The following is a 22,167-nucleotide window of genomic DNA, read 5'->3' on the forward strand; positions in this document are numbered from 1 at the left end:
CCGCAGATGCCGTCAATTGGCTGGCTTGGCCGCGCCGCCTTGCTGCATCGTGCCCATGCCGCCCTGCATCATCATTTGCATCATGTCCATGCGCTTTTCCATCATCTCCATGCGCTTGGCCATCATGTCGTCCGCACCCGCCATGCCTTGGCTACCGCCCATCATGCCCATGCCACCGCGCTCCATCATCGGACAGCCCATCATCCCGGACTGCATGCCGCGCGCCATGCCTATGTTCTCCTGCATCGTCTGCATGTGCTCGGCCATGGCCTTTTGCCGCTCGGCGTCGGTTTTGGCATTGGCGATGCGGTCGAGCTGTGGCTGCATCTTCTTGACGTTGTCCTGCATTTTCTTCACCTGCGGCCCGATCTGCGCGGGGGCGCTCTTGGCTTCAGCCGCCTTTTCCGGGTGGTGCGCATCATCGGCGAAAGCCGGCATGGTCAGGGCGAGCGATGCGGCAAGAACGGATATCGTGATCGTTTTCATGGTAGTGCTCCTTGGGTAGTTGACGTGGGTGTTACTTTGATCGGACATTGCTTTTCAATTGACTATTCGGCGACTCTCTAGAACCAGAAGCGCAGGCCAGCCACCCAGCGCGTTTCGCCGGTTACTCCTCCGGCATTGCGCGCCAAATCAGCGGTCTTGCCATATTTCGCAATCCGCTCCACGCCGAAATACGGCGCAAACTGTCGTGAAAACTCATAACGCAGGCGCAGACCGAATACACCATCCGACAGCCCGCTGCCGACATCGCGGGCCAGATCGCTTTTGCCGTAAAGATTGAATTCGGCACGCGGCTGCAGGACCAGCCGCTGCGTCAGCAGCAGTTCGTATTCCGCGCCTAGACGCAGCGCGGTCCGGCCATTGCCGCCGAGATAGGCGGTGGCGTCCACTTCGAACCAATAGGGCGCCATGCCCTGTACGCCGAAGGCCAGCCAGCTACGGTCCGGCCCGACGCCGCTGTCCTGGCGCAGGCCGACCTGAGCATCCCAGTAGCTCGCGATTGCGTGGCTCCACAACAGTTCGGTGCGGGCCTCCTGTAACCGTCCCCGGGCATGCTCGCCCTCGGCTTTGACGACGAACCGGTCGTAATCGCGACCGAACCAGGCCTGGATGTCATAGGCGGTTTCGGTCGATCCGCTGTGGCGGGGCCGGACATGTTCGAGACGATCGACCAGCAGGCTGCCGAAACTGTGCTCGTCCGCCAGCTTGAGCTGGCGCGGCCCGGGCAGGACGTAGTCACCGCTTTCCAGCGTATAGCCGCCGGAATAGGCATGCGGATCGCGTGCGTCGGCAGGAGCGTCGCCACCCTGAGCCTTTATGTCGCCATGATCCATTCCGGCCATTCCCTCAGTTGCGCCGGATGGCAAGGTGCCCATTGCCCCATGATCCATGCCCGGCATCGATTCTGCCGGCATTGCAGCCGAGTCAGCCGGCATTGCACCGTGATTCATCTTGGAGTGATCCATCGCCGGCATTGCTTCCGCGGGCATCGCTGCTTCGTCGGCCTTCATTTCCCCTTGGTTCATCCTGGAATGGTCCATGCCCGACATTGAATCTTGGGCGCCTTGCGCCTGAGCCGACAGGGGGGCGATGCTGAGTGTCGCCAGGATCAGTGCCAACCAGTTCTTCCGCGTATTCATGCCTGTGTTCCTCTCGAATTGGTCCATGTCTCAAGCCACCACCACTTCGCGGAACATGCCCGAGTGCATGTGAAACATCAGATGGCAATGCCAGGCCCAGCGTCCCAATGCATCTGCCGTAACGAGGAAGCTGATGCGCTGGGCAGGCTGCACCGAGAGGGTGTGGCGTCGTGCCTGGAACCGTCCCTCGGCGGTTTCCAGTTCGCTCCACAGGCCATGCATGTGCATGGGATGGGTCATCATCGTGTCGTTCTGCAGAATGACGCGAACCCGCTCTCCATGCTCGAAATGCACGGGCGTGCTGCCGCCGAATTCGAGTCCGTCGAATGACCAGACATAGCGTTCCATGTTGCCGGTCAGGTGCAATTCGATTTCACGTGCCGGCCCGCGCGTATCGAGCGGGCCGCCGATCGTGGCCAGATCCGCCAAGGTCAGCACCCTGCGGCCGTTGTTGCGTAAGCCGATGCCGGGGTCGTCGAGGTTGGTGCGCGGCGTATTGACGCGCATGTCCGTGCCTGGCCCGTATTCGGTCCGGGCGTGCCGGACTTCTTGCGTCGGTTTGGCGAGCGGGTTGCCGCCCATCATGTGCTGGCTGTGATCCATGGCCATGGCGCCATGATTCATCCCGGGCATGGCACCTTGCATGGGCATGGGCATCGCACCATGATCCATGCCCGGCATCGCGCCGTGGTCCATGCCCCCCATGTCGCCCATCATGTCGGCCATGGTCAGCCATTCGACCTTGTCCGTTGCCTGCACCGCTGCCTCCAGACCGGCACGCACTGCCAGCGTACCGCGCGCATAGCCACTCCGATCCATCGACTGGGCAAAGATCGTATGGGCATCATCCTTCGGCTCGACCAGCACGTCGTAAGTCTCGCCCGGCCCGAAGCGGAATTCATCGACCGAAACAGGTTCGACATTGACGCCATCGGACTGGACGACCGTCATTTTCAGGCCCGGAATGCGCACGTCGTAGAAAGAATTGGCCGCTCCGTTGATGAAACGCAGGCGCACCCGCTCGCCGGGGTTGAACAGCCCCGTCCAGTTGCCGGATGGCGTCGTGCCATTCATCAGGTAGGTATAGGTCGCGGCCGACAGATCGGCGAGATCGGTCGGATTCATGCGCATCTCGTTCCACATCCGGCGCTTGTCGAGCGCCGCCGCCATGCCGTCGCGGGAGACGTCGTCGAAGAAGTCGGCGACTGTCGGTTTGCTGAAGTTGTAGTAGTCGCTCTGCGCCTTCAGCTTGGCGAATACCCGTGCTGGATCCTCGTCCGTCCAATCGGACAAATGCACCACGTAGTCGCGATCCGCCCGGATGGTTTCGCCTTGGCGCGGCTCGACGATGATCGCGCCATACATGCCCGTTTGCTCCTGATGACCGGAATGCGAGTGGTACCAGTAGGTGCCGCTTTGCCGCAGTTGAAAACGGTAAGTGAAGGTTTCGCCCGGCGCGATGCCGCCGAAGCTGATGCCGGGAACGCCGTCCATCTGGTAGGGCAGGATGATGCCGTGCCAGTGAATCGAGGTGGATACCGCCAGGCGATTGGTAACCCGAATGGTCACGGTGTCGCCCTCGCGCAGGCGCAGCGTGGGGGCCGGTAGCGAACCGTTGATGGTGGTCGCCATGCGCTGACTGCCGGTGAAATTCGCCGGGGTTTCGGCGACGACGAGCTGGATGTCGGTGCCCGTTATGACGGGGGCGCTGCCCGTGGCAGTCATTCGTCCTGCATCGAAAGCGGCACGCACGAGGGGCGACATGCCGGCCAGCACGCCGCCCGCCGCCAGGCCCTGCACGAAACGCCGCCGAGCAGGGTGCGCCGGCAGGGCGCTCAGGAAAGGGGAAAGATTCATCTATTTATCCTTCAAGGTTCAATGACGCGCATAAGTGGCGGTGCTGCCGTCGGCGCGCACCAGCAACACCTCGTAGGGAACCTTCCCGGGCAGGTCCATGCCGGGTGCGCTCTGGGGCATGCCGGGCGAAACCAGGCCCTTCGCCTGCGGCTTCTCGGCGAGCAGCCGCTTGACGTCCTCCGCCGGAACGTGGCCCTCGACCAGATAGCCGCCGACCTCGGCGGTGTGGCAGGACCCCATGCCGACCGGCACGCCCAGTCGCTGCTTGTGCGGCGTGACGTCGTTCATTTCGTGGGTGACGACCTTGAAGCCGTTCGCCTTCATGTGATCGACCCACTTGCCGCAGCATCCGCAGGTCGGGCTTTTGTAAACTTCGACGGTAGGGAGGGCTCCCGCCGCCCAGACGGCGGGAGAGAACAGGGCAAGCAGGACGGCAGTGCGGATTGCGGATTTCATGCGGGACTCCTTTCTGATTCGACGAGTCCAGTATGAACTACTAACGCTAACGCCAGCCTGACTGCAACATTACATTTCTGTCACTTTGGGGCGAGACGGTGTGTCAGAAATAGTCGGCTATCGCGGCATGCAGTCTGCGGCGCAAGTCTGCATCGTTCGCAGCATCGAGTGCCGCGTACAAACCGCCGGCAATCGATCCGAAAGCATCGACCATCACGGGATCGAAATGCTTTCCCGAATCGCGCCTGAGAATTGACAGAGCCATTTCGGGAGGCATCGGCGCCTTGTAGGGGCGCGCCGAGACCAGCGCATCAAACACATCGACGACAGCGAACAGACGTGCGATTCTGGGAATCCGGTCACCCGCGAGCCCGTCGGGGTAACCCGTCCCATCGAGCTTTTCGTGATGATGCCGGATGACGTCTCCTGCCTTCGCCATCCACTCGTTGCCCGCGACAATGTCCAGACCATGCAGAACATGGGTTTTCATGATCTCGAACTCGTCTGCGGTCAGCCGTCCGGGTTTGAGCAAAATCGCATCCGGTATGCCGATCTTGCCGACGTCGTGGAGAAATGCCCCCGTAATGAGCTCTGCGATCTCGTCATGAGGCAAGCGCAAGGACTCAGCCAACGCAACCGCGTATAACGTGACGCGGTAATTGTGCGCATCTGTATCCGAATCGCGCTTGGCGATGGCGCTGCCAAGCGAAACCAGCAAGGAAAGATTGGATACCAAAAGCCGGGATGCCAGACCTGTGGCATGACGCAGCAGTCTCAACAGCACGGGATAGAGCGCGATGGCCGCGCCAAGCACCGCTACCACGACCATGCCGACGGTTCTGGAAATCTGCTCTCGCCATTGATCGAGCGTTGCGGCATCGGCGCGGTAGAACCCTTCGAGTTGCCCGACTTGCCGGCCCGCCGGGTCCGACAGGCGATGTTGCAAACGAATCAGGTAATCGGCCCCGATCGTAATCTGCTCATGCCAATAGTCCGATGTACTGACATTCTTTGTCCTTGGAAGTGCGCTTAGCCGAGATCGGGTGGATTCGGAGATATCTCCCCAGGCTTCATACCTTGGCCTTTCCCCCTCGCCATAAACGCGCAGCCCGACCAGATTGTCCTTCCTGAGCAACTCCTCGATTTCCCCGTGTTCGTTGCCCATCATGCCGCCGCCAAGCATTTGCATAGCCGACACCTGGAAATGGCGAACTGCGACTGCCACAGCGGCTGCGGCAGTCGCTTCGATTCGTCTCGATTCGAGCCAGTAAGCCCCGCCGCCGGCGAATACGCCCAGAAATGCTGCCGCCACAACAATCCGGAAGAGAAGTATGCGGTTCAGGTGGTGAATATTATGTGGAATGGACAAGGTATTACCTGGGTACTGAATTCAAACGACAAACCGGGATGTCGCTTTCTGAAGCGACTCCGCTACGGATACCACGTTCGACACAGAGGTCATCAGGCTGTTAACGGCCAAACTGTTCTGCCTGACTTTTTGTGAAACCGTGTCCACATTGCGCGCCACATCGTCGGTTGCCAGCCTTTGTTCATCGAGCGCACTTGATATTTCGCTGACCGAGGCAACAACACCCCGTGATCCAGCCTGAATGGCGGCCATGGAGCGTGCCGCATCGGCCGCCTTATCGACGCCATGGCTGACTCTTTGCGTGCCTTCGTCCATGCTCTCAACGGCCTGACAGGTAGTATTCTCAATCGAGCTGATCATCGAGCTGATTTCCTGCGTTGCCTGGGTCGTTCTTTCGGCCAGCTTCCTTACTTCATCGGCCACCACGGCAAATCCGCGCCCCTGCTCCCCGGCACGAGCTGCTTCGATTGCCGCGTTTAACGCAAGAAGATTCGTCTGATCAGCAATCTCCCGAATCGCGCCGACGATCTCGAATATCTGACGCGATGCCTCACCCAATCGAGCGACATGCGACGCAGCCGCAGTGACGGTTGCGGCAATTTCCTCCATTTCCCGCTTCGCATTGGAGACTGTACTTTCACCAAGTGTCGACAGATCCCCCGATTCGCATGCCCTGATTTCCGCATCCCTGGCACTTTCGGCAATCTTGCCAATCCTGGCGGTAATCCGGCTTACCGCTTCGCCCGTTTCTTCGGCAGCCTGGTTTTGCGCGACCGACGTGGCGGCGAGTTCGTGACTGGTGGTGGTCAACTCGCGCGCCGAATCAATCAGCGCATTCGATCCGTTGCGGACTTCAGCAACGGCATCGCGAATACTCTGCTGCATGCGCTTCATCGAAGCCATCAAACTGGTTTGGTCCCCGCTCGCCACGGAGACTTCGAAGTTCAGTTCCCCCGACGATATGCGCTGGGCAATCAGCGCGGCGGCATCGGGCTCGCCGCCCAGTTGCCGTAACAAACCGCGAATGATGAGAAAAGATATCAGCAACGAAAGCCCGCCACCAACCACGATCAGTGTGCCGAATATACTTATCGTCCGTACGTAGATTCCGTTGCCCTCTGTTATTGCACTTGAAGCCAATGAGCGGGCATGGTCTTCAATCTTGCGCAACAGATCGTCTGCCTTGGACAGAGGACTTACCTCGATCCCGAACACAAGATCATCAACCTCATGGCCTGCATTGTGGTTATTGGGATTGAAATTCTTGAGCGCTTCTCGATACCGCTTACCCATATCCAGGTGTTCGGCATGCAGCGATTCCGCAGATGAAACAGACATGCCTTGCGCGTTGAGTTTTTCAATACCCTTTTCAAGATAGCGAGATACTTGCACTTCCTCCGAATCAAACTCGGCAAGATGGCGGTTGAAGTTCTCGGTGCCATGACCGCGCAGCAGAATGTTTTTCCACGCGACGACCTGCGAGTGTAAATGAGATTGCGCGTGCTGAAAATCGACAAGTACCTCGATTTCGCTGCCCATGGATTTCAGCGCAATGCCCATCCCCCTGTTCAGATAGTTCAGTCCATAAAATCCCGCGCCTAGCCCGGATATTTCACCAGCCCTATGATTTGGGCGCGTAGATATGCTGGACGGGTTGATCGTGATGCGTGTGGAGGCATTTGATCAAATCTTGATCAAATAAGCGAATTTCAGACGGACTTCCCCCAACCCCCGAAGCTCACCATGTCGGGGACGCACTCGGTTGCGGCTATGGAGACGCCAAGGCGTTGGCGGCGATGAAGTAGATATCGCGCAGCGGATGGTGCGACGCCAGCAGGATGCGAATGCGCCGCGTATTGCGAATCACCGCCGCCCCGATCTTGAGCAGTTTTACGCGAATCGTCGCCGCCGTGGCCTTCGCCAGATCGGTGTGCCGGAGCGCGATCTCGCGCAGGCGTTGCATCAGCGTGTAAGCCAATGCCGAGAACAAGATGCGCAGCCAGTTGGCCAGGAACTTGTGGCAACTGGCGCGCGTACCGAACAGATCCAACTGGGTTTCCTTGATCCGGTTCTCGGCCTCGCCCCGCTGGCAGTAGAGGTCGTCATACAGCTCCTCGGCAGGACGGTCGAGGTTGGTCACGATGAAACGCGGATTGGTGCCCTGGACGCCAAACTCCAGGCGGGTGATCAGGCGTCGTTCCCGATCCCAGCTCTTGGCGGCGTAGGAGAATTGCCGGATCAGTCGCTGCTTGACCCCGGTGTCGTGGAAAGCCTGCGCCATCGTCTGCTCCCAGTCAGCTACGTGGCGATGCAGACGGGCATTCCTCGCCATCCCGATGATGTAGCCGACGCCGTGGCGTTCGCACCAGCGGATCAGGCGCTGGCGGCAGAATCCCGAATCCCCGCGCACAATGATCCGCAGGGCCGGCCAGGTCTGGCGTAGCCGGGTCACGATCAGCTTGATTACGGCGGCCGCATGCTTGGCACCGTCGATCCGGCTGCGGCGCAGGACGCAGGCGAGCATGGCCTTGCCAGCGAACACATACAGGGGCAGGTAGCAGTAGTGGTCGTAGTAGGCGTGGAACTCGGTCTGTTCCTGTTCCCCGTGCAGCGGGATGTCGGAGGCGTCGATGTCCAGCACCAGTTCCTCCGGACAGGTCGCCTGGCTAGCAATGAACTGGTCGACCAGTACCCGGTTCAAGGCCACGATGTCCGATCGCGTGGCCCGCTGCTCCAGCCGACACAGGGTCGGGCTGCTGCCCAATTCATCACCCGTGCCGACGGCGGTTTGCATCAGCGGGTCGTTGCGCAGGGCGGCATGGTCGTTCAGATCCTCGTACCCGCAGCACAGGGCATACAGGCGCTGGGCGACCAGGTCGCGCATCCCATGCGTGATGCGATCCTGATCCCGTGGGTCGTGCAGTGCTTCCGCTACCGCACGTGACAATCCAATGCGCCGGTCGACTTGCCGCAGCAGCATCAGGCCGCCATCGGAACTGAGCGCGCCACCCTCAAAATTCGCCTCAATCGTGCAACGACCCAGGCGCCCAAACTCCATGTCCCCACGCGTACAATTTGGCATCGGCGGAATACTCCGTTAACCCTGTCTCGACACCAGTATTAACGCGCCTCACGGCGATTCCGCCGACCTACTTTCGTGAAATATTCGGGCTAGCAGTGAAAGCATTGTGCATAAACTCAATGCTGCCAGCAGCCAAAGGCGAACGCTTGCTTTTTTGAACATTCAAAGCTCCCCTAAAAGTATGCCATGCAGTCCGAACCCGGCCAATAGACCATGTGCAACGATGTCCAGGGTTACGCTCCTGGAGTGGTGTGCCGTGCAATCGTGCCACGGTCTGCTACCGAGGATGCATCGATCATCGCGGGCACCACCCGGTTGCGTCCGTCCGCCTTGGCGTGGTACAGACGCTCGTCAGCCCGTGCAATCAGTTGTTCCGCACTTGTTCCATCTTCGGGAAACGTCGCAACCCCGATGCTGACGGTTACCTGGCCGCCCGGGCCTGCGCCGTCGGAGAAATGCTGTTCGATGGCGCTCCGCAGCTTTTCGGCGGCCGTCACTCCCGCACCAAGTGCCGTCTCGGGAAGGATCACCACGAACTCCTCACCGCCGTACCGGGCAATGCGATCTTCCGCGCGGGTGTTCTGCCGCATAACCTGCGTCAGCGCACGAAGCAGCTGATCACCGGCCTGGTGGCCCTTGGTGTCATTGAAACGTTTGAAATGGTCGATATCGATCATGGCGATGGTCATTGATCGCCCGTGGCGTCCGGTACGGCCCAGTTCCTCCTCCAGAGCACTATCGAGATAACGGCGGTTGAACACGCCGGTAAGTCCGTCAGTGATCGCCATGCGTTCCGCATCCGAGAGGAAAGCCTGGATGATCCGTTCGAGATAAAGCAGACCGACTACGCTGAAAAGTACAGTGAGACCCAGTTGCGCAAAGAACAGGCCCTCGGTCCAGAATTGGATACGATGGGCTGACTGCGCCGCCTGCTCTATGTCCGCTCTGTGCCGCAAATGCAGATCGGAATAGAAATGAAAAAAGGTGCTGTCGAAAAGTTTTTGCGCATGTGCCAGCCCCGATCTGTCCGCTCCCCCGGGTGGGGATGACACCACGCCACCGAGAATCAGGCTGTAGGCTTCGAAATCGGTCTCCAGCTTGCCCGATGCGTTCGATCCGTGTCGCGTCCCCAGCACAGGGAGGGCGGACCGCGCAACATCCAGTTCGCGGACGAAGTCAGTCCGAAGCGACTCGTTGCCGGTCTCGGCGTAGCGGGTGGCGGCCATCAGCATCAAATGCAGCGCCGAGTGAAATTTCTCCGATGCATGCATTTGCTCGGCGATGGCCGCCGCAGACAATAATTGGTCATGGAGCCGGATTATGCTGCTGCGATATACCATCTGAGAGGCGATGAATGCCGTCAACAACATCAGGATGCCTGCCCCCCACTTTGTTCGGAACGTGGTCTTTTTCATCGGGCCGAGTATAGGCGGACGCAGTGCCTCAATTCTTTCCTATCACGAAATGAGTCCCTTCAACGCCGCGTTCAACGGCTCACCCTGCTCAGTGCGAGTGTCCGGAATGTCCGTCCTGAGCCGACTGCATCGGCACAGCCAGCGGCGTGAAGCGCGCCTGCTCGGGCGACTTGCCCGGCAGCGTTACTGACACGATTGCCTTCATGTCCGGCGTCGAGGCGTAGGCGCCCGAGCCCTTCAGCCGGTTGTCGCCATCCGGTAGCAGGTTAACGGTGGCCTTGGCCTTGCCGGAGAGGATGGTTGCCGTGCCCTTCGCGCCCACCGTCGGCACCTTCGTGCCGGCATGGTCGGTGACATAGACGACCACCGGGTTGTCTTTCGCTTCCTGGCTGTCCTTGCTCACCACCAGCTCGAAGTGGTACACCCCTGCCATGCGCAGCTGACCGCCGTTGGCGGATTTCTGCGTATCGAGGTATTCGTCGGTATGGGCGAAAGCGGTAGAAGCGATCAGGGCGGCGGCGAGGAAGGGAATGAACTTCATGGTGTGTCTCCTTGGGTTGAACGAGGGTCAGAAACTTTCGGTATCGCGGTTTTCCAGCAGGCGCTGCAGCGGCTTTTCGCCCCACAGCCAGAACATCAGCGGTGTCAAAACGGTGTCGAGCAGGGTCGAACTCACCAGGCCGCCGAAGATGACGACTGCCACCGGGTGCAAGACTTCCTTGCCCGGGGCGTCGGCGGAGAGCAGCAGCGGCATCAGTGCGAAGGCGGCCACCAGCGCGGTCATCAGCACCGGGGTAAGGCGTTCGAGCGAGCCGCGCACGATCATGTGCTGGCCGAAGGTTTCGCCTTCGAAGGCGCACAGGTTGATGTAATGGCTGATCTTGAGAATGCCGTTGCGCGTGGCGATGCCCGTCAGCGTGATGAAGCCGACCAGCGCCGCCACCGATAGCGGCTGCCCGGAAATCCACAGCGCGATCACGCTGCCGATCAGCGCCAGCGGGATGTTGCCCATGATGATCAGGGTCAGCGCCATCGAGCGATAGCGGCTGTACAGCACCATGAAGATCATCGTCAGCGACACCAGCGCAAGCAAGGTGATCAGCCTGGCCGCCTGCTCCTGCGCCTGGAACTGGCCTTCGAGCGCGGTGAAATAGCCCTCGGGCAAGGGCTTGGCGGCCAGTTCGGCGCGGATGTCGGCGATCACCTTGGACATGTCGCGGCCGTCGGTGTTGGCGGAAAGCACGATGCGTCGGCGCGAGTTCTCGCGGCTGACCTGGTTGGGGCCGTCGCTTTCCTCGACGCTCGCGATCTTGGACAGGGGCACGTAGCCGGTCGGCGTCTCGATCAGCAGGTCGGCCAATGCCTGCGGCCCGCGCGCGGACTCCGGCAAGCGCACCAGCAGGTCGAAGCGGCGGTTGCCTTCGATGATCTGGGTGATTTTCTCGCCCTCGATCATCTGCTCCAGACCGCGCAGCAGGTTGCCGGGCGCCACGCCGTAGCGTGCCGCCTGCTCGTAGTCGAGGCGGATCTTGACCTGCGGGATCAGCACCTGTTTTTCGATTTGCAAGTCGGTGATGCCAGGAATCCGCGCCAGCCTGTCGCGCATCCCGGCTGCCAGACCGCGCAGGGTATCGAGGTCATCACCATAGATCTTCAGCGCGATCTGCGCGCGCACGCCGGACAGCAGGTGGTCGAGCCGGTGCGAAATCGGCTGGCCGACGTTGGAGGCGGCCGGCAGGCTGGCCAGGCGCTGGCGGATGTCGGCGATGATCTGCTCGCGGTTACGCTCGGACGCCTTGAGATCCACATCCATCTCGGTGTAGTGCACGCCTTCCGCATGCTCGTCCAACTCGGCACGGCCGGTACGCCGCCCGACCTGCGTGACTTCAGGGACTTGCATCACCAGCTGCTCGGCCAGGGTGCCGATGCTGTTGGATTCGGCTAGCGAGGTGCCGGGGTTGAGCAGGACATTGACCGTCAGCGTGCCCTCGTTGAACGGCGGCAGGAAGGAACGCGGGAAGAAGGGCACGCTGGCGCCCACCAGCAGCACCACGCCCAATGCGCCCGCCAGCAGGCTGCGTGCGCGGCCGAACGACCAGTGCAGCAGCTTCGCATCCCAGCGCTTGAGCCAGATCACCAACGGGCTGTCGCCGGCGTGCAGCTGCTTCATCTGAGGCAAGAGGTAATAGGCCATCACCGGCGTCAGCGTCACCGAGACAATCATGCTGGCGAGAATCGAGACGATGTAGGCGATGCCGAGCGGGGTAAACAACCGCCCCTCGATACCGGGCAGGACGAACAGCGGCACGAACACCAGAACGATGATCACGGTCGCATAGACGATGGCGGAGCGCACTTCCAGCGTCGCGGCGGCGATGACTTCGGCCACGGGACGCGGCGAATCCATGGTCCGGTTCAGCTTCAGGCGCCGCAGCACGTTCTCCACACCGACTACCGCGTCATCCACCAGCTCGCCGATGGCGATGGCCAGTCCGCCCAGCGTCATGGTGTTGATCGACAGGCCGAAGTAATGGAAGACCAGCGCCGTGACCAGCAGCGACACCGGAATCGCCATCAGCGAAATCAGCGTGGTGCGCACGTTGAGCAGGAACATGAAGAGGATCACGGCGACCAGGATGGCGCCGTCGCGCAGTGCCTCCTCGACGTTGGTCACCGAGTGCTCGATGAAGTCGGCCTGTTTGAACAGGAAGGACGGCGTCTCGAAACCTTCAGGCAGACTCTTGCCGAGCTCGGTGATCGCCTTCTCGACCTCGCGGGTCAGCTGGACGCTGTCGGCAGCCGGCTGTTTCTGCACCGAGAGGATGACCGCCGGCTTGCCCTTGTAGCTGCCGTCGCCGCGCTTGATGGCCGGCGCCAGTTTCACGTCCGCCACCTGCTTGAGCAGGATCGGCTGGCTGTTCTTCACGCTCACCACCAGATTCTGCAAATCCTCGATGCGCGAACTGCGGCCGATCTGGCGGATCAGCCATTCGCGGCCCTGGGCTTCGAGAAAGCCGCCGCTGGTGTTGGCGCCGAAGTCGCGCAGCGCGGCTTCCAGCTTCTCGCGCTCGATGCCCAATGCCTGCAACTGCGCCGGTTTGATCTCGACGCGGTATTGCCGCACTTCGCCGCCGATCGGGATGACCTGGGCGACGCCGGGAATCGTCAGCAGTCGTGGACGCATCACCCAGTCCGCGTATTCGCGGACTGTCATCGGGCTGATCTTGTCGGGATCGGCCGGCAACGCAATCAGCAGGATTTCGCCCATGATCGACGAGATCGGCCCGAGTTGCGGAACGATGCCGGGTGGCAGGGCTTCGCGCACCAGATTCAGCCGTTCGGCGATCTGCTGGCGGTTGCGGTAGATGTCCGAACCCCATTCGAACTCGACATAGATGATCGACAGTCCGATCCCCGACACCGAACGCACGCGGGTCACGCCCGGCATGCCGTTCATGCTCGACTCGACCGGGAAGGTCACCAGTTGTTCGACTTCTTCCGGGGCCATGCCGCCGGCCTCGGTCATCAGCGTTACGGTCGGTTTGTTGAGATCGGGGAAGACGTCGACCGGCATCTGGCGCAGCGTGATCGCGCCATAGATGATCAGCAGTAGCGAAATGCCGAGAACGATCAGCCGCTGCTTGAGCGCGGCGTGAATGATGTAGTCAAACATGTCAGCGCACCTGCGAGAGCAGTCCGGCGCCGACGGTCACCACGCGGTCACCGTCATGCAGGCCATCGAGGATGGCGACGTTGGCGGCATCGAGCGACTGGTGCCGAATCTTGCGGGCCACGAAACGCTCAGCCTCGGTATGGACCCAGACCGCCGTCTCGCCAGCGCCGACTTTTGTCAGCGCCGTCCGGGGCGCGGTTGCGCCCTTGACGCCTTGCTCGGTACGGGCGATCACTTTGACCGGCTGACCAACGGCGACTGCCGCATTCCGGTTGGTAATGCGAAACAGCAGGGGCAAAGCCTGTTCGCGCAGTTGCTGGCCGCCGCCGACGAACTTGAGTTCCAGCGCCGTCTGGTCCGCCAGGGCGCTGGCGGAAACCAGCGTCTTGGCGATGCCGACGTCGTAGGCCAGCGCTTCCACGGCAAGACGGGCAGGATCGACGATCTCGAACAACACATCTTTGGCATCGACCACCTGTCCGGCCAGCAGATGATGAGAGGCGCTGACGATGCCGGCCACCGGCGCCACCAGCGGCTCGGCGGAGTCGATGCTGGCGCGGACGTAAGCGCGCCGTTGCTGCAAAGCGCTGTGCTCGATGCGCGCGGCCTCGATCTCTTTCTGCGGCACGGCGCCTTCGAGTTGCTCAAAACGTTTCATCTTGCCCTCGGCGATGGCCAGTTGCGCTTCGAGTTCGGCAAGGCTGGCCTTCTGGTTGCCGCGCTCGATGGCGCCGCTGACCGGGCGCAGGTAGGCCAGGACTTCGCCCTTGACAACTTTTCTTCCGGCCGTCGGCATGCCTTTCGGGCCGGGAATCACGCTGCCGGCGAACATGGCCTGGACCCGGCCGCTGGTTTCCGGATCGGGAATGATCCGGCCGTTCAGTTCGACCGTTGCCGCCAGTTCGGCGATGCGCACCGGCTGGGTGCGCAAACCTAGCTGACGTTGCACCGGCTTCGGCACGAACAGGCTGCCGTCGGCCAGCCGCTGGGGCGCTGCGGCCACCCCGGCTGCACCCATCGTTCCCGCCACCGACACGGCGGCAGGCGCCTTCTTCTTGGCGTCCTGGCTGTGATCTTCGTCACCGTGAGCCAAGGCTGTTCCCGTGACCAACCCCAGAGCCAGTGCGGCCACCAGACTATGCATATCAATTTTGCGCATCATCAAATCCCTTTCTTGGCGCGCCCGTGGCCCCATATGCGACGCCGAACGACAAACAATATTCCGGTGACCAGAAGCAAGACTCCGGACAGCGCCCAGACGACCCACTCGCTCCAGCCGTGCGTATGCACCACGTTGGCCACGGACGCGGAGGTATCCAGCGTGGCGGTAAGAAGATCGACGCTATCGCCGGCCTCGACGCTGATGGTCAGCGGATGCTTGGCCGGCGGCAGGGGTGTGGCGACATCGAGCACATAGGTTCCGGGCGCGGTTTCGCTGGCCACGCCCTTCAGCCCCGCACCCTCGATCTCCACCTTGGCCTGTGCCACGGGTTCGTTGCTGGCGAAGCGATCCACATACACCACCAGCTTTTTGCCTTCGAGCGAGGTAACAACCTCGAACTCCTCGGTCGCGGCGGCGGCACGTGGCTCGACCGCCTGGGTGACGGACGGCGGCGGTGCGCCGTGGTCCTCCCCGCCGTGGCCGAAGGCCGAAAAAGCTACGGAAAATAGAGCAACGGCAACGGCATGTCTCACGGCAACACTCCCTGAGCTTGGTTTAATCGCGATATCGCGGCGGCGCGGGCCACACGCTGACGGTCGAAAAATGCATCCGCATCGAAGGCGGCGGCCCGGATGCGCAGCAAGGTTGCCAGATCGGATTCGCCCAGCGAAAAGGCTTTCTCGGCAAGACGCAGGTTCTCGGCCGAAAGTTGACGGCGTTCCTGCGCCATGGCCAGTTGGCGTTCCGCTGCCTGCAAATTGCGTTGTGCGCGCTCCGCGTCGAGCCGGACCCGGGTCTGAGTACGCAGCAGTTCGGCATCGGCCTGGTTCGCCTCGGCCTGTGCCGCCGATGTTTCCCGGCGCACTTGGGAACCGGAGGAGAACGGAATCTTGAGCTTGATGCCGACGCTGTTGGAGTAGGCTTCGGCGAAGTCGCCGCGCTCGCGTACAACCCGCAGCGCCAACTCCGGCGCGGCACGGCGCGATTCATCCGCGACCTGGACGCGCGCACGGGCGCTGCGTGCGACGGCGGCGGTAGACGTCAGCAATGGATGCGTTTCGGCTGAGTCGCCAGCCTCACCGACAACTCGCCGCGTCGTCGGCGACTCTTCGTCCAGAATCTTCGGGGCGGGAGAACCGATCAGGGTTTGCACGGCCTGCTCGGCCTGGAGCAGTGTCGCTTCCGTCTCAACCAACTCGGCACTCGCGGCATGGGTCTCGGTTTGCGCGAGGTTGGCGTCGATCCGCGACAGTTCGCCAACCTTGTAGCGCCGCATGACGTCGGTTTCCAGCGCACGGGCGGTTTCCAGGCGACGTGCCGCCAATATCCTGGCGCTGCGTGCCGTCGCCAGCGCCCACCACGCTTCCCGCAATTCGCCGCTGACCTCCAAGCGCACGGCAGAACGTCGGGCAACGGCTTCGTCGATGCGGCTTGCGGCCTCGGCTTCACGCGCTGCTTTCTGGCCGGGCAGCCACAGCGGCACCGCCAGTTCGACCTCATATTCCTGCTTACCCTGATTGCGGTTGAACCGGTCGTTCAGGTTGCCGATGCTGACCGAGCCGGGCTCGGGCGTCAGTCCGGTCGCGACATCCTGCGCAGCGCGCGCTTCGGCCTCGCGGGCATCCAGTCCCGCCGCCTGGGGATTCAAACGCCAGGCCTGTTCCACGGCGATCGCCAGTCCGGATTTCGGCGTTTCTGCCGCTTGCACGGAAAGACCGGCAAGCAGCCCGGCGGCGCACACCGCCATCAGTTTCAGTTGGCGAGAGACGATGGCTTTCATGTCTGTCGCGAAGAGAGGGGCAGGAATACGCGACGGCTTGCGGCGTCCTGACGATTTTGAGTATGAGTTTCCACAGCATTCGCTCCTTTTCGACGATGAGCGAATTCTGCGCAACCTCACCTAACGTCATGCTGACCGCCAGATTACATTTCGGTAATCTTGCGGGATTGCCCATGTTGCCAGCGCAGAATGGCGCAAATCGCAACACGGGAGAATGCACATGAAAATACTGGTCGTCGAAGACGAGATCAAAACCGGGGATTACCTGAGGCAAGGCCTGGCCGAGGCCGGGTTCGTCGTTGACCTGGCACGCGATGGCCTGGATGGACTGCATCTCGCGCTGACGGATGCCTATGACCTGGCGATACTGGATGTCATGCTGCCCGGCATCGATGGCTGGGCAGTGCTGCAGGGCATTCGCAAGGCCGGCAAGGACATGCCGGTGTTGTTCCTGACGGCCCGCGACCAGGTGCAGGACCGCGTGCATGGCCTGGAACTGGGGGCCGACGATTACATGGTCAAGCCATTCGCCTTCGCGGAACTGTTGGCGCGTGTGCGCATCCATCTGCGGCGCGGTAACAAGGCGAAGGAGTCCGAGTATCTACGCATCGCCGATCTCGAACTCGACCTGATGCGGCGTCGTGTCACACGATCCGGCAAGCGCATTGATCTGACCGCCAAGGAATTCGCCTTGCTGGAACTGCTGCTGCGTCGCCAGGGCGAAGTGTTACCACGCTCGCTGATTGCCTCGCAGGTCTGGGACATGAACTTCGACAGCGATTCCAACGTGATCGAAGTTGCGATGCGCCGCCTTCGAGCAAAAGTCGACGATCCCTACGAACCCAAGCTGATCCGCACCGTTCGCGGTATGGGTTATGTGCTGGAGATCACTGAGTGAAGCCTGCCGGACGCAAATCCATCACTTTCCGACTGACGCTGCTGTTCGCTTCGGCGTCGACCGTCGTCCTGCTCGCGCTTGGGCTGTTGATCGGCAATTCGGTCGAGCACCATTTCGAAGAGCAGGACATGGAGGTGCTGAACGGAAAACTGGAACTGGCCAGATACGCACTGGAAAAGGTGCATTCGCAAAGCGATCTGGATGCCGTGCCGCAACAACTGGATGACTCCCTGGTGGGGCATCACGGGCTGGCGGTCGTAGTGGTGGCGCCATCGGGGCAAACCCTGTTCGTCACCAGCGGAGCCGAGTTTCCGCAAACCTTGCTTGCGCGAACTTCCGAAATTGAAAGCACGCGTCCGATCATCTGGAAATCGAAGGATGGCGTACCGCTGCGCGGGATTTCAGAAATGGTCCGAACCGGCATCAAGGGGGCAAGACCAGCCGTCGTTGCCGTGGCGACGGACATCTCCCACCACGAACATTTCATGAGCTCGTTCCGGACCACGCTATGGTCGGTTGTCGTCCTCGCCGCGTTCATCACCGGGCTGCTCGGCTGGATGGCGGCCAGGCGCGGGCTGGCGCCCTTGCACGCGATCAAACAGGAGGCCGCGGCCATTACGGCGGATCGACTGCATTCCCGACTGCCGACCGAATCTATCCCGGTCGAGCTGGTGGATCTGGCCGAAACGCTGAACCAGATGCTGGCCCGCCTGGAGGATTCCTTCCGGCGCTTGTCGGATTTTTCTTCGGACATCGCCCACGAGTTGCGAACACCGGTCAGCAACCTGCTGACGCAGACCCAGGTCATGCTGTCGCGTGCCAGGACGATAGATGAGTACCAGGATGTTCTTGCGTCCAACGCCGAGGAACTGGAACGCATGGCGAAAATGATCGCCGACATGCTGTTCCTCGCCAAGGCCGACAACGACCTGGTGGTTCCCAATCTCGAAGCCGTCGATCTTCGGGCAGAGGCGGAAGGACTGGCGTCATTCTATGAGGCGGTCGCCGACGAGAACGGCGTCACCTTGTCTGTCGACGGAAGCGCCACCGTCAGTGGAGATCGCCTGATGCTGCGCCGAGCGATGGGCAATTTGCTATCAAATGCCTTCGGGCATACACCCCGAGGGGGTTATGTGCGAATTCAGATTGGCATCAATGACGATCAAATGGCAACGATCCGGGTTGAAAATTCTGGTGAAACGATCTCGCCTGAACATCTGCCGCGTCTCTTCGACCGGTTCTACCGGGCCGATCCTTCCCGAAAACGCCTTGCGGATGGGGTCGGGCTAGGGCTGGCGATCACACGCTCGATTATCCAAGCACATGGTGGCATTGCGTCAGTTCGGTCAACCGCTGGCGTCACTACGTTTGAACTGCAAATTCCGGTCTAGCGTTTCACAAACGGCTATTCGTTGGCAATGTTTTCTGGCCGGAACCGTATCACTGACGTCTGGGTTGCTACGCTTCATCGCCCTGTTTTCCGCCTTTGTGGACACTCCGCACGTGGCCGACGTTCTTCACCGACGTCTTTCTGGAATTCTGCGTCAGTTCATTGAGGATTCCACAGTGCTCGGCGTCGCGCGCTTCCTGGCAAAGGTCGCGCAGGTCCCGTAGCTGGCGCTCCAGTTGCCGTAGTTCTCGAATACGGCTGCTAACGTGGCCGACATGCTGATCGAGCAGTTCATTGACCGCGCCGCAGTTCTCCGCCGGCGAGTCCTTGAAGCGCAACAGGACTCGAATGTCGTCAAGCGTCATGTCCAGACTGCGGCAATTGCGAATGAAGGACAGCCGCTCGGCGTGGGCATTGCCATACACGCGGAAGTTCCCCTCCGTGCGAGCGGTTTCCGGCAGTAAGCCCTCATGCTCGTAATAGCGAATAGTCTCGACTTGCGTCCCGGTCAACCGGGCAAGCTCTCCGATTTTCATGTGTATGACGCCCCCCTTCAACATTCGCAAACAACCCGTCCGGCGCATGGATTGTAACCACTTGACTCTATAGCCGCTATAGGGTTTTAAATGAAGGCTCTTCAGGAGAAACATCATGACGCAGCCTTCACCACACTATCAAGCTCAGGCGGAATCAACGTGTGGATGCGCTCGCGGATGTTCAGCGGTAGCCCCGGCGGCAAACGTCGAGCCAACCCGAACCGGCGCAACGGTATTGCTGATTCCGACGATGGATTGTCCCTCCGAGGAAAACGACATCCGGCGCGCCTTGGGGGCCATCGAGGGAATCCGTTCCCTCGGCTTCCAGCTGTCGGCGCGCACGCTGAGCATCGATGCCGGCGAAGATGCGATCGCGGAAGCGATAGCCGCCATTCGCCGGGCTGGATTCGAGCCCAAGGCGGTAACACAGGATTCCGCCGGGGTTTCTCCTTTGCATCCCTCTGGCATGGGCTCTGGCTTCGGGCGGGTAGTGCTGGCGTTGCTGCTGGCCATTGGCGCGGAAGCGCTGGACTATTTCGCACCCGACACCGTGCTCCTCAAGGGGCTGGGCATGGCGATGGCCGCCGCCGCAATAAGTCTGTCGGGGTTTTCGACCTACAGCAAGGGCTTGGCGGCACTGCGGCGCGGACAGTTGAACATGAACGCGTTGATGGGCGTCGCGGTAACCGGCGCATTCCTCATTGGCCAATGGCCCGAGGCGGCCATGGTCATGGCCCTGTACGCCCTTGCCGAGCTGATCGAGGCGCGTTCCGTGGATCGGGCACGCAATGCGATCAAGAGTCTGCTGTCGCTGACACCGGATACCGCCGAAGTTCGACAAGCCGACGGGCAATGGCGTGAGCTTGCCGCCGCTAAGGTGGCGCTTGGGGAAACAGCCCGGGTCAAGCCGGGAGCCCGCATTCCTCTCGATGGCCGGGTGACAGCGGGCAACAGCGCCGTCAATCAGGCACCGGTGACCGGCGAAAGCATTCCGGTCGACAAGACGATTGGCGATCCGGTCTTCGCCGGCACCATCAACAAGACCGGCATCCTGGAGTTCGAAGTCACGGCCGCCGCCGACAACACCACCTTGGCCCGGATCATCCATGCGGTCGAGCAGGCCCAGGGAACGCGCGCGCCGACCCAGCGTTTCGTCGATCGCTTCGCGGCCATCTACACGCCCGCCGTTTTCCTTGTCGCGGTGGCCGTGGCTGCGCTTGGCCCCTGGCTATTCGACTGGGGCTGGACACAGTCGCTCTACAAGGCGTTGGTGCTGCTGGTCATTGCCTGTCCCTGCGCGCTGGTGATCGCCACCCCGGTTACCGTGGTCAGCGGGCTGGCCGCAGCGGCGCGACGCGGCATTCTGATCAAGGGCGGCGTCTACCTAGAAGAGGCCCGCAAATTGCGCGCGATTGCCCTGGACAAGACGGGCACCATCACCGAGGGTAAACCGCGCCTGGTAGCGACCGAGGTACTGCCGTCATCCGTGCCGGAATCGCAGGTTCTTTTTTGGGCGGCAAGCCTGGCCGGGCACTCCGATCATCCGGTGGCGAAGGCGATCGCCAGCGGTCTGAATCTGCCGGAATACGGCCTGACCGATTTCGTTGCTCTGGCTGGACGCGGAGTTGAGGCGCGCACCGATGGTCGCAAGATGACCCTGGGCAACCATCGCTTGATCGAGGAGCGAGGCCTGTGCAGCGCCGAGATCGAGGCCCGCTTGAACATTCATGAAACGCAAGGCCGCAGCGTGACGCTGTTGGCATCGGAACAGCAGGTGCTGGCAATCTTCGCGGTAGCCGACACCATCAAGGAAAGCTCGCGCGAGGCATTGGCTGAGCTGCATCAGCTCGGCGTCGCTTCCGTGATGCTGACCGGCGACAACAGTGCGACGGCCGGCACGATCGCCAAACAGGCGGGCATCGACGATGCGCGCGGCAACCTGCTGCCCGAGGACAAGCTGACGGCCATCGAGGAAATGCAGCGCCGCTATGGCGCTACGGCGATGACCGGGGATGGTATCAACGATGCGCCGGCACTGGCCCGTGCCGACATCGGCGTGGCTATGGGGGCGGCGGGCACGGATACGGCCATGGAAGCGGCCGATGTGGTGATCATGAACGACGATCTGCGACGCATCCCGGAAACCATCCGTCTATCCCGGAGCGTGCATTCCATTCTCTGGCAGAACATCGTGCTGGCCTTGGGTATCAAGGCGGTATTCATGGTGCTGGCGATTGCTGGCAGCGCCACCATGTGGATGGCGGTGTTCGCCGACATGGGGGCCAGCCTGCTGGTGGTATTCAACGGATTGAGATTGCTGCGGCGATGACATTCAGGCAATTCTTCTACGATTGGAACGGCCTGAATGTGGCGTGGTTCGGAGCGATCAACCAGGCGACGCCGGATTGGCTTGCGCCCCTTGCCCAGGTTGGCAGCGCACTCGGCAGTTACTGGAGCGGGCCGTTCTTGCTGGTCGTGCTGTTGCTTTGGTCCCGGCGCTTGAATGCTGCGACCGCAACGAAAACAGCGGCATTGGCGTTACGAACTCAGGCACGACGCTTTGCGCTCGGCTTCGCACTGGCGTGGCTGGGCGTTGCGATGCTGAAGCTGATTACGGATTTTCCCCGGCCCGTGGCAGCGCTGCCCGATTTGGTACGGATCATCGGCGAGCCAGAATTGCAGTACAGTTTTCCCAGCGGGCATGCAGCCTATGCCATGCTCGCAGCCACAAGCCTGTGGCCGCTTGCGTCCCGCCGCGTTCGAGCGCTGCTGGTGGCGTGGCTGGCATGGGTGGCGTGGTCGCGCATCGCTGTCGGCGCACACTTCCCGGCGGACGTGTTTGCCGGCTTCCTGATTGGAGGATTGGCGGCGTGGATCGCGCGGCTTGCCTCGGGGACACGGTGGGT

Annotated in this window: 17 protein-coding genes and 1 pseudogene; 4 read left to right on the forward strand and 14 right to left on the reverse strand. The window is 61.6% G+C overall.

Translation table 11 applies throughout. The annotated features are described in order from the left end of the window. Positions 1-12: 12 nt before the first annotated feature. The 13 genes from B9N43_RS06680 to B9N43_RS06740 form a co-directional block, all read right to left on the reverse strand. Positions 13-486 carry a hypothetical protein gene (locus tag B9N43_RS06680; RefSeq protein WP_145841528.1) on the reverse strand — a complete coding sequence of 158 codons (474 nt, stop codon included), beginning with the start codon at positions 484-486 and terminating at the stop codon, positions 13-15. Between the two features lie 77 nt (positions 487-563). Further along, the gene (locus tag B9N43_RS06685; RefSeq protein ID WP_145841529.1) at positions 564-1,643 is read right to left on the reverse strand and encodes a copper resistance protein B; all 1,080 of its coding nucleotides are present in this window, start codon (positions 1,641-1,643) and stop codon (positions 564-566) included. Positions 1,644-1,673: 30 nt separating this feature from the next. Beyond that, positions 1,674-3,500: a copper resistance system multicopper oxidase gene (locus tag B9N43_RS06690; protein ID WP_145841530.1), complete on the reverse strand. Its 1,827-nt coding sequence runs from the start codon at positions 3,498-3,500 to the stop codon at positions 1,674-1,676. An 18-nt stretch (positions 3,501-3,518) separates the two neighbouring features. Then, positions 3,519-3,956, reverse strand: coding sequence for a DUF411 domain-containing protein (locus tag B9N43_RS06695; RefSeq protein WP_145841531.1), 438 nt, complete (start codon positions 3,954-3,956; stop codon positions 3,519-3,521). 103 nt (positions 3,957-4,059) lie between these two features. Beyond that, positions 4,060-5,325, reverse strand: a complete 1,266-nt coding sequence (locus tag B9N43_RS06700) for an HD-GYP domain-containing protein (RefSeq protein ID WP_145841532.1) — start codon at positions 5,323-5,325, stop codon at positions 4,060-4,062. Between the two features lie 21 nt (positions 5,326-5,346). Beyond that, positions 5,347-6,885: a methyl-accepting chemotaxis protein gene (locus B9N43_RS06705; RefSeq protein WP_145841533.1), complete on the reverse strand. Its 1,539-nt coding sequence runs from the start codon at positions 6,883-6,885 to the stop codon at positions 5,347-5,349. A gap of 208 nt (positions 6,886-7,093) precedes the next feature. Continuing rightward, positions 7,094-8,407 carry an IS1380 family transposase gene (locus B9N43_RS06710; protein WP_145840817.1) on the reverse strand — a complete coding sequence of 438 codons (1,314 nt, stop codon included), beginning with the start codon at positions 8,405-8,407 and terminating at the stop codon, positions 7,094-7,096. Between the two features lie 233 nt (positions 8,408-8,640). Next, positions 8,641-9,822 carry a sensor domain-containing diguanylate cyclase gene (locus B9N43_RS06715; protein ID WP_145841534.1) on the reverse strand — a complete coding sequence of 394 codons (1,182 nt, stop codon included), beginning with the start codon at positions 9,820-9,822 and terminating at the stop codon, positions 8,641-8,643. Positions 9,823-9,910: 88 nt separating this feature from the next. Beyond that, entirely contained in the window at positions 9,911-10,363 is a 453-nt protein-coding gene (locus tag B9N43_RS06720) for a hypothetical protein (protein ID WP_145841535.1), read from the reverse strand. Between the two features lie 27 nt (positions 10,364-10,390). After that, on the reverse strand, positions 10,391-13,495 hold the full coding sequence (locus B9N43_RS06725; RefSeq protein ID WP_145841536.1) for an efflux RND transporter permease subunit: 3,105 nt from the start codon (positions 13,493-13,495) through the stop codon (positions 10,391-10,393). A 1-nt stretch (position 13,496) separates the two neighbouring features. After that, positions 13,497-14,639, reverse strand: coding sequence for an efflux RND transporter periplasmic adaptor subunit (locus B9N43_RS06730; RefSeq protein ID WP_222428831.1), 1,143 nt, complete (start codon positions 14,637-14,639; stop codon positions 13,497-13,499). Between the two features lie 17 nt (positions 14,640-14,656). After that, a complete protein-coding gene (locus B9N43_RS06735) occupies positions 14,657-15,190 on the reverse strand; it encodes a hypothetical protein (RefSeq protein WP_186454017.1) in 534 nt (177 codons plus the stop codon). Further along, on the reverse strand, positions 15,187-16,437 hold the full coding sequence (locus tag B9N43_RS06740) for a TolC family protein (RefSeq protein ID WP_145841537.1): 1,251 nt from the start codon (positions 16,435-16,437) through the stop codon (positions 15,187-15,189). The genes B9N43_RS06735 and B9N43_RS06740 overlap by 4 nt, the downstream gene beginning before the upstream one ends. 220 nt (positions 16,438-16,657) lie before the next feature. Between B9N43_RS06740 and B9N43_RS06745 the strand changes: the two genes are divergently transcribed. After that, the gene (locus tag B9N43_RS06745) at positions 16,658-17,335 is read left to right on the forward strand and encodes a heavy metal response regulator transcription factor (protein WP_145841538.1); all 678 of its coding nucleotides are present in this window, start codon (positions 16,658-16,660) and stop codon (positions 17,333-17,335) included. After that, a complete protein-coding gene (locus B9N43_RS06750; protein ID WP_145841539.1) occupies positions 17,332-18,726 on the forward strand; it encodes a heavy metal sensor histidine kinase in 1,395 nt (464 codons plus the stop codon). The genes B9N43_RS06745 and B9N43_RS06750 overlap by 4 nt, the downstream gene beginning before the upstream one ends. Before the next feature lie 67 nt (positions 18,727-18,793). Here the strand turns inward: B9N43_RS06750 and cadR are convergent, their stop codons facing one another. Continuing rightward, positions 18,794-19,261 carry a Cd(II)/Pb(II)-responsive transcriptional regulator gene (cadR, locus tag B9N43_RS06755; RefSeq protein ID WP_145841540.1) on the reverse strand — a complete coding sequence of 156 codons (468 nt, stop codon included), beginning with the start codon at positions 19,259-19,261 and terminating at the stop codon, positions 18,794-18,796. Between the two features lie 115 nt (positions 19,262-19,376). Here cadR and B9N43_RS06760 point away from each other — a divergent pair, with 115 nt between their 5' ends. Together B9N43_RS06760 and B9N43_RS17540 are read left to right on the forward strand one after the other, a co-directional pair. Continuing rightward, complete coding sequence (locus tag B9N43_RS06760) at positions 19,377-21,590, forward strand: heavy metal translocating P-type ATPase (RefSeq protein WP_145841541.1); 2,214 nt, start codon at positions 19,377-19,379, stop codon at positions 21,588-21,590. Next, positions 21,587-22,141, forward strand: a pseudogene (locus B9N43_RS17540) (phosphatase PAP2 family protein); the annotation flags it as partial. The gene B9N43_RS06760 and the pseudogene B9N43_RS17540, both read left to right, overlap by 4 nt. Between the last annotated feature and the right edge of the window lie 26 nt (positions 22,142-22,167).

The sequence above is a fragment of the Denitratisoma sp. DHT3 genome (genome assembly GCF_007833355.1).
Classification (GTDB): domain Bacteria; phylum Pseudomonadota; class Gammaproteobacteria; order Burkholderiales; family Rhodocyclaceae; genus Denitratisoma.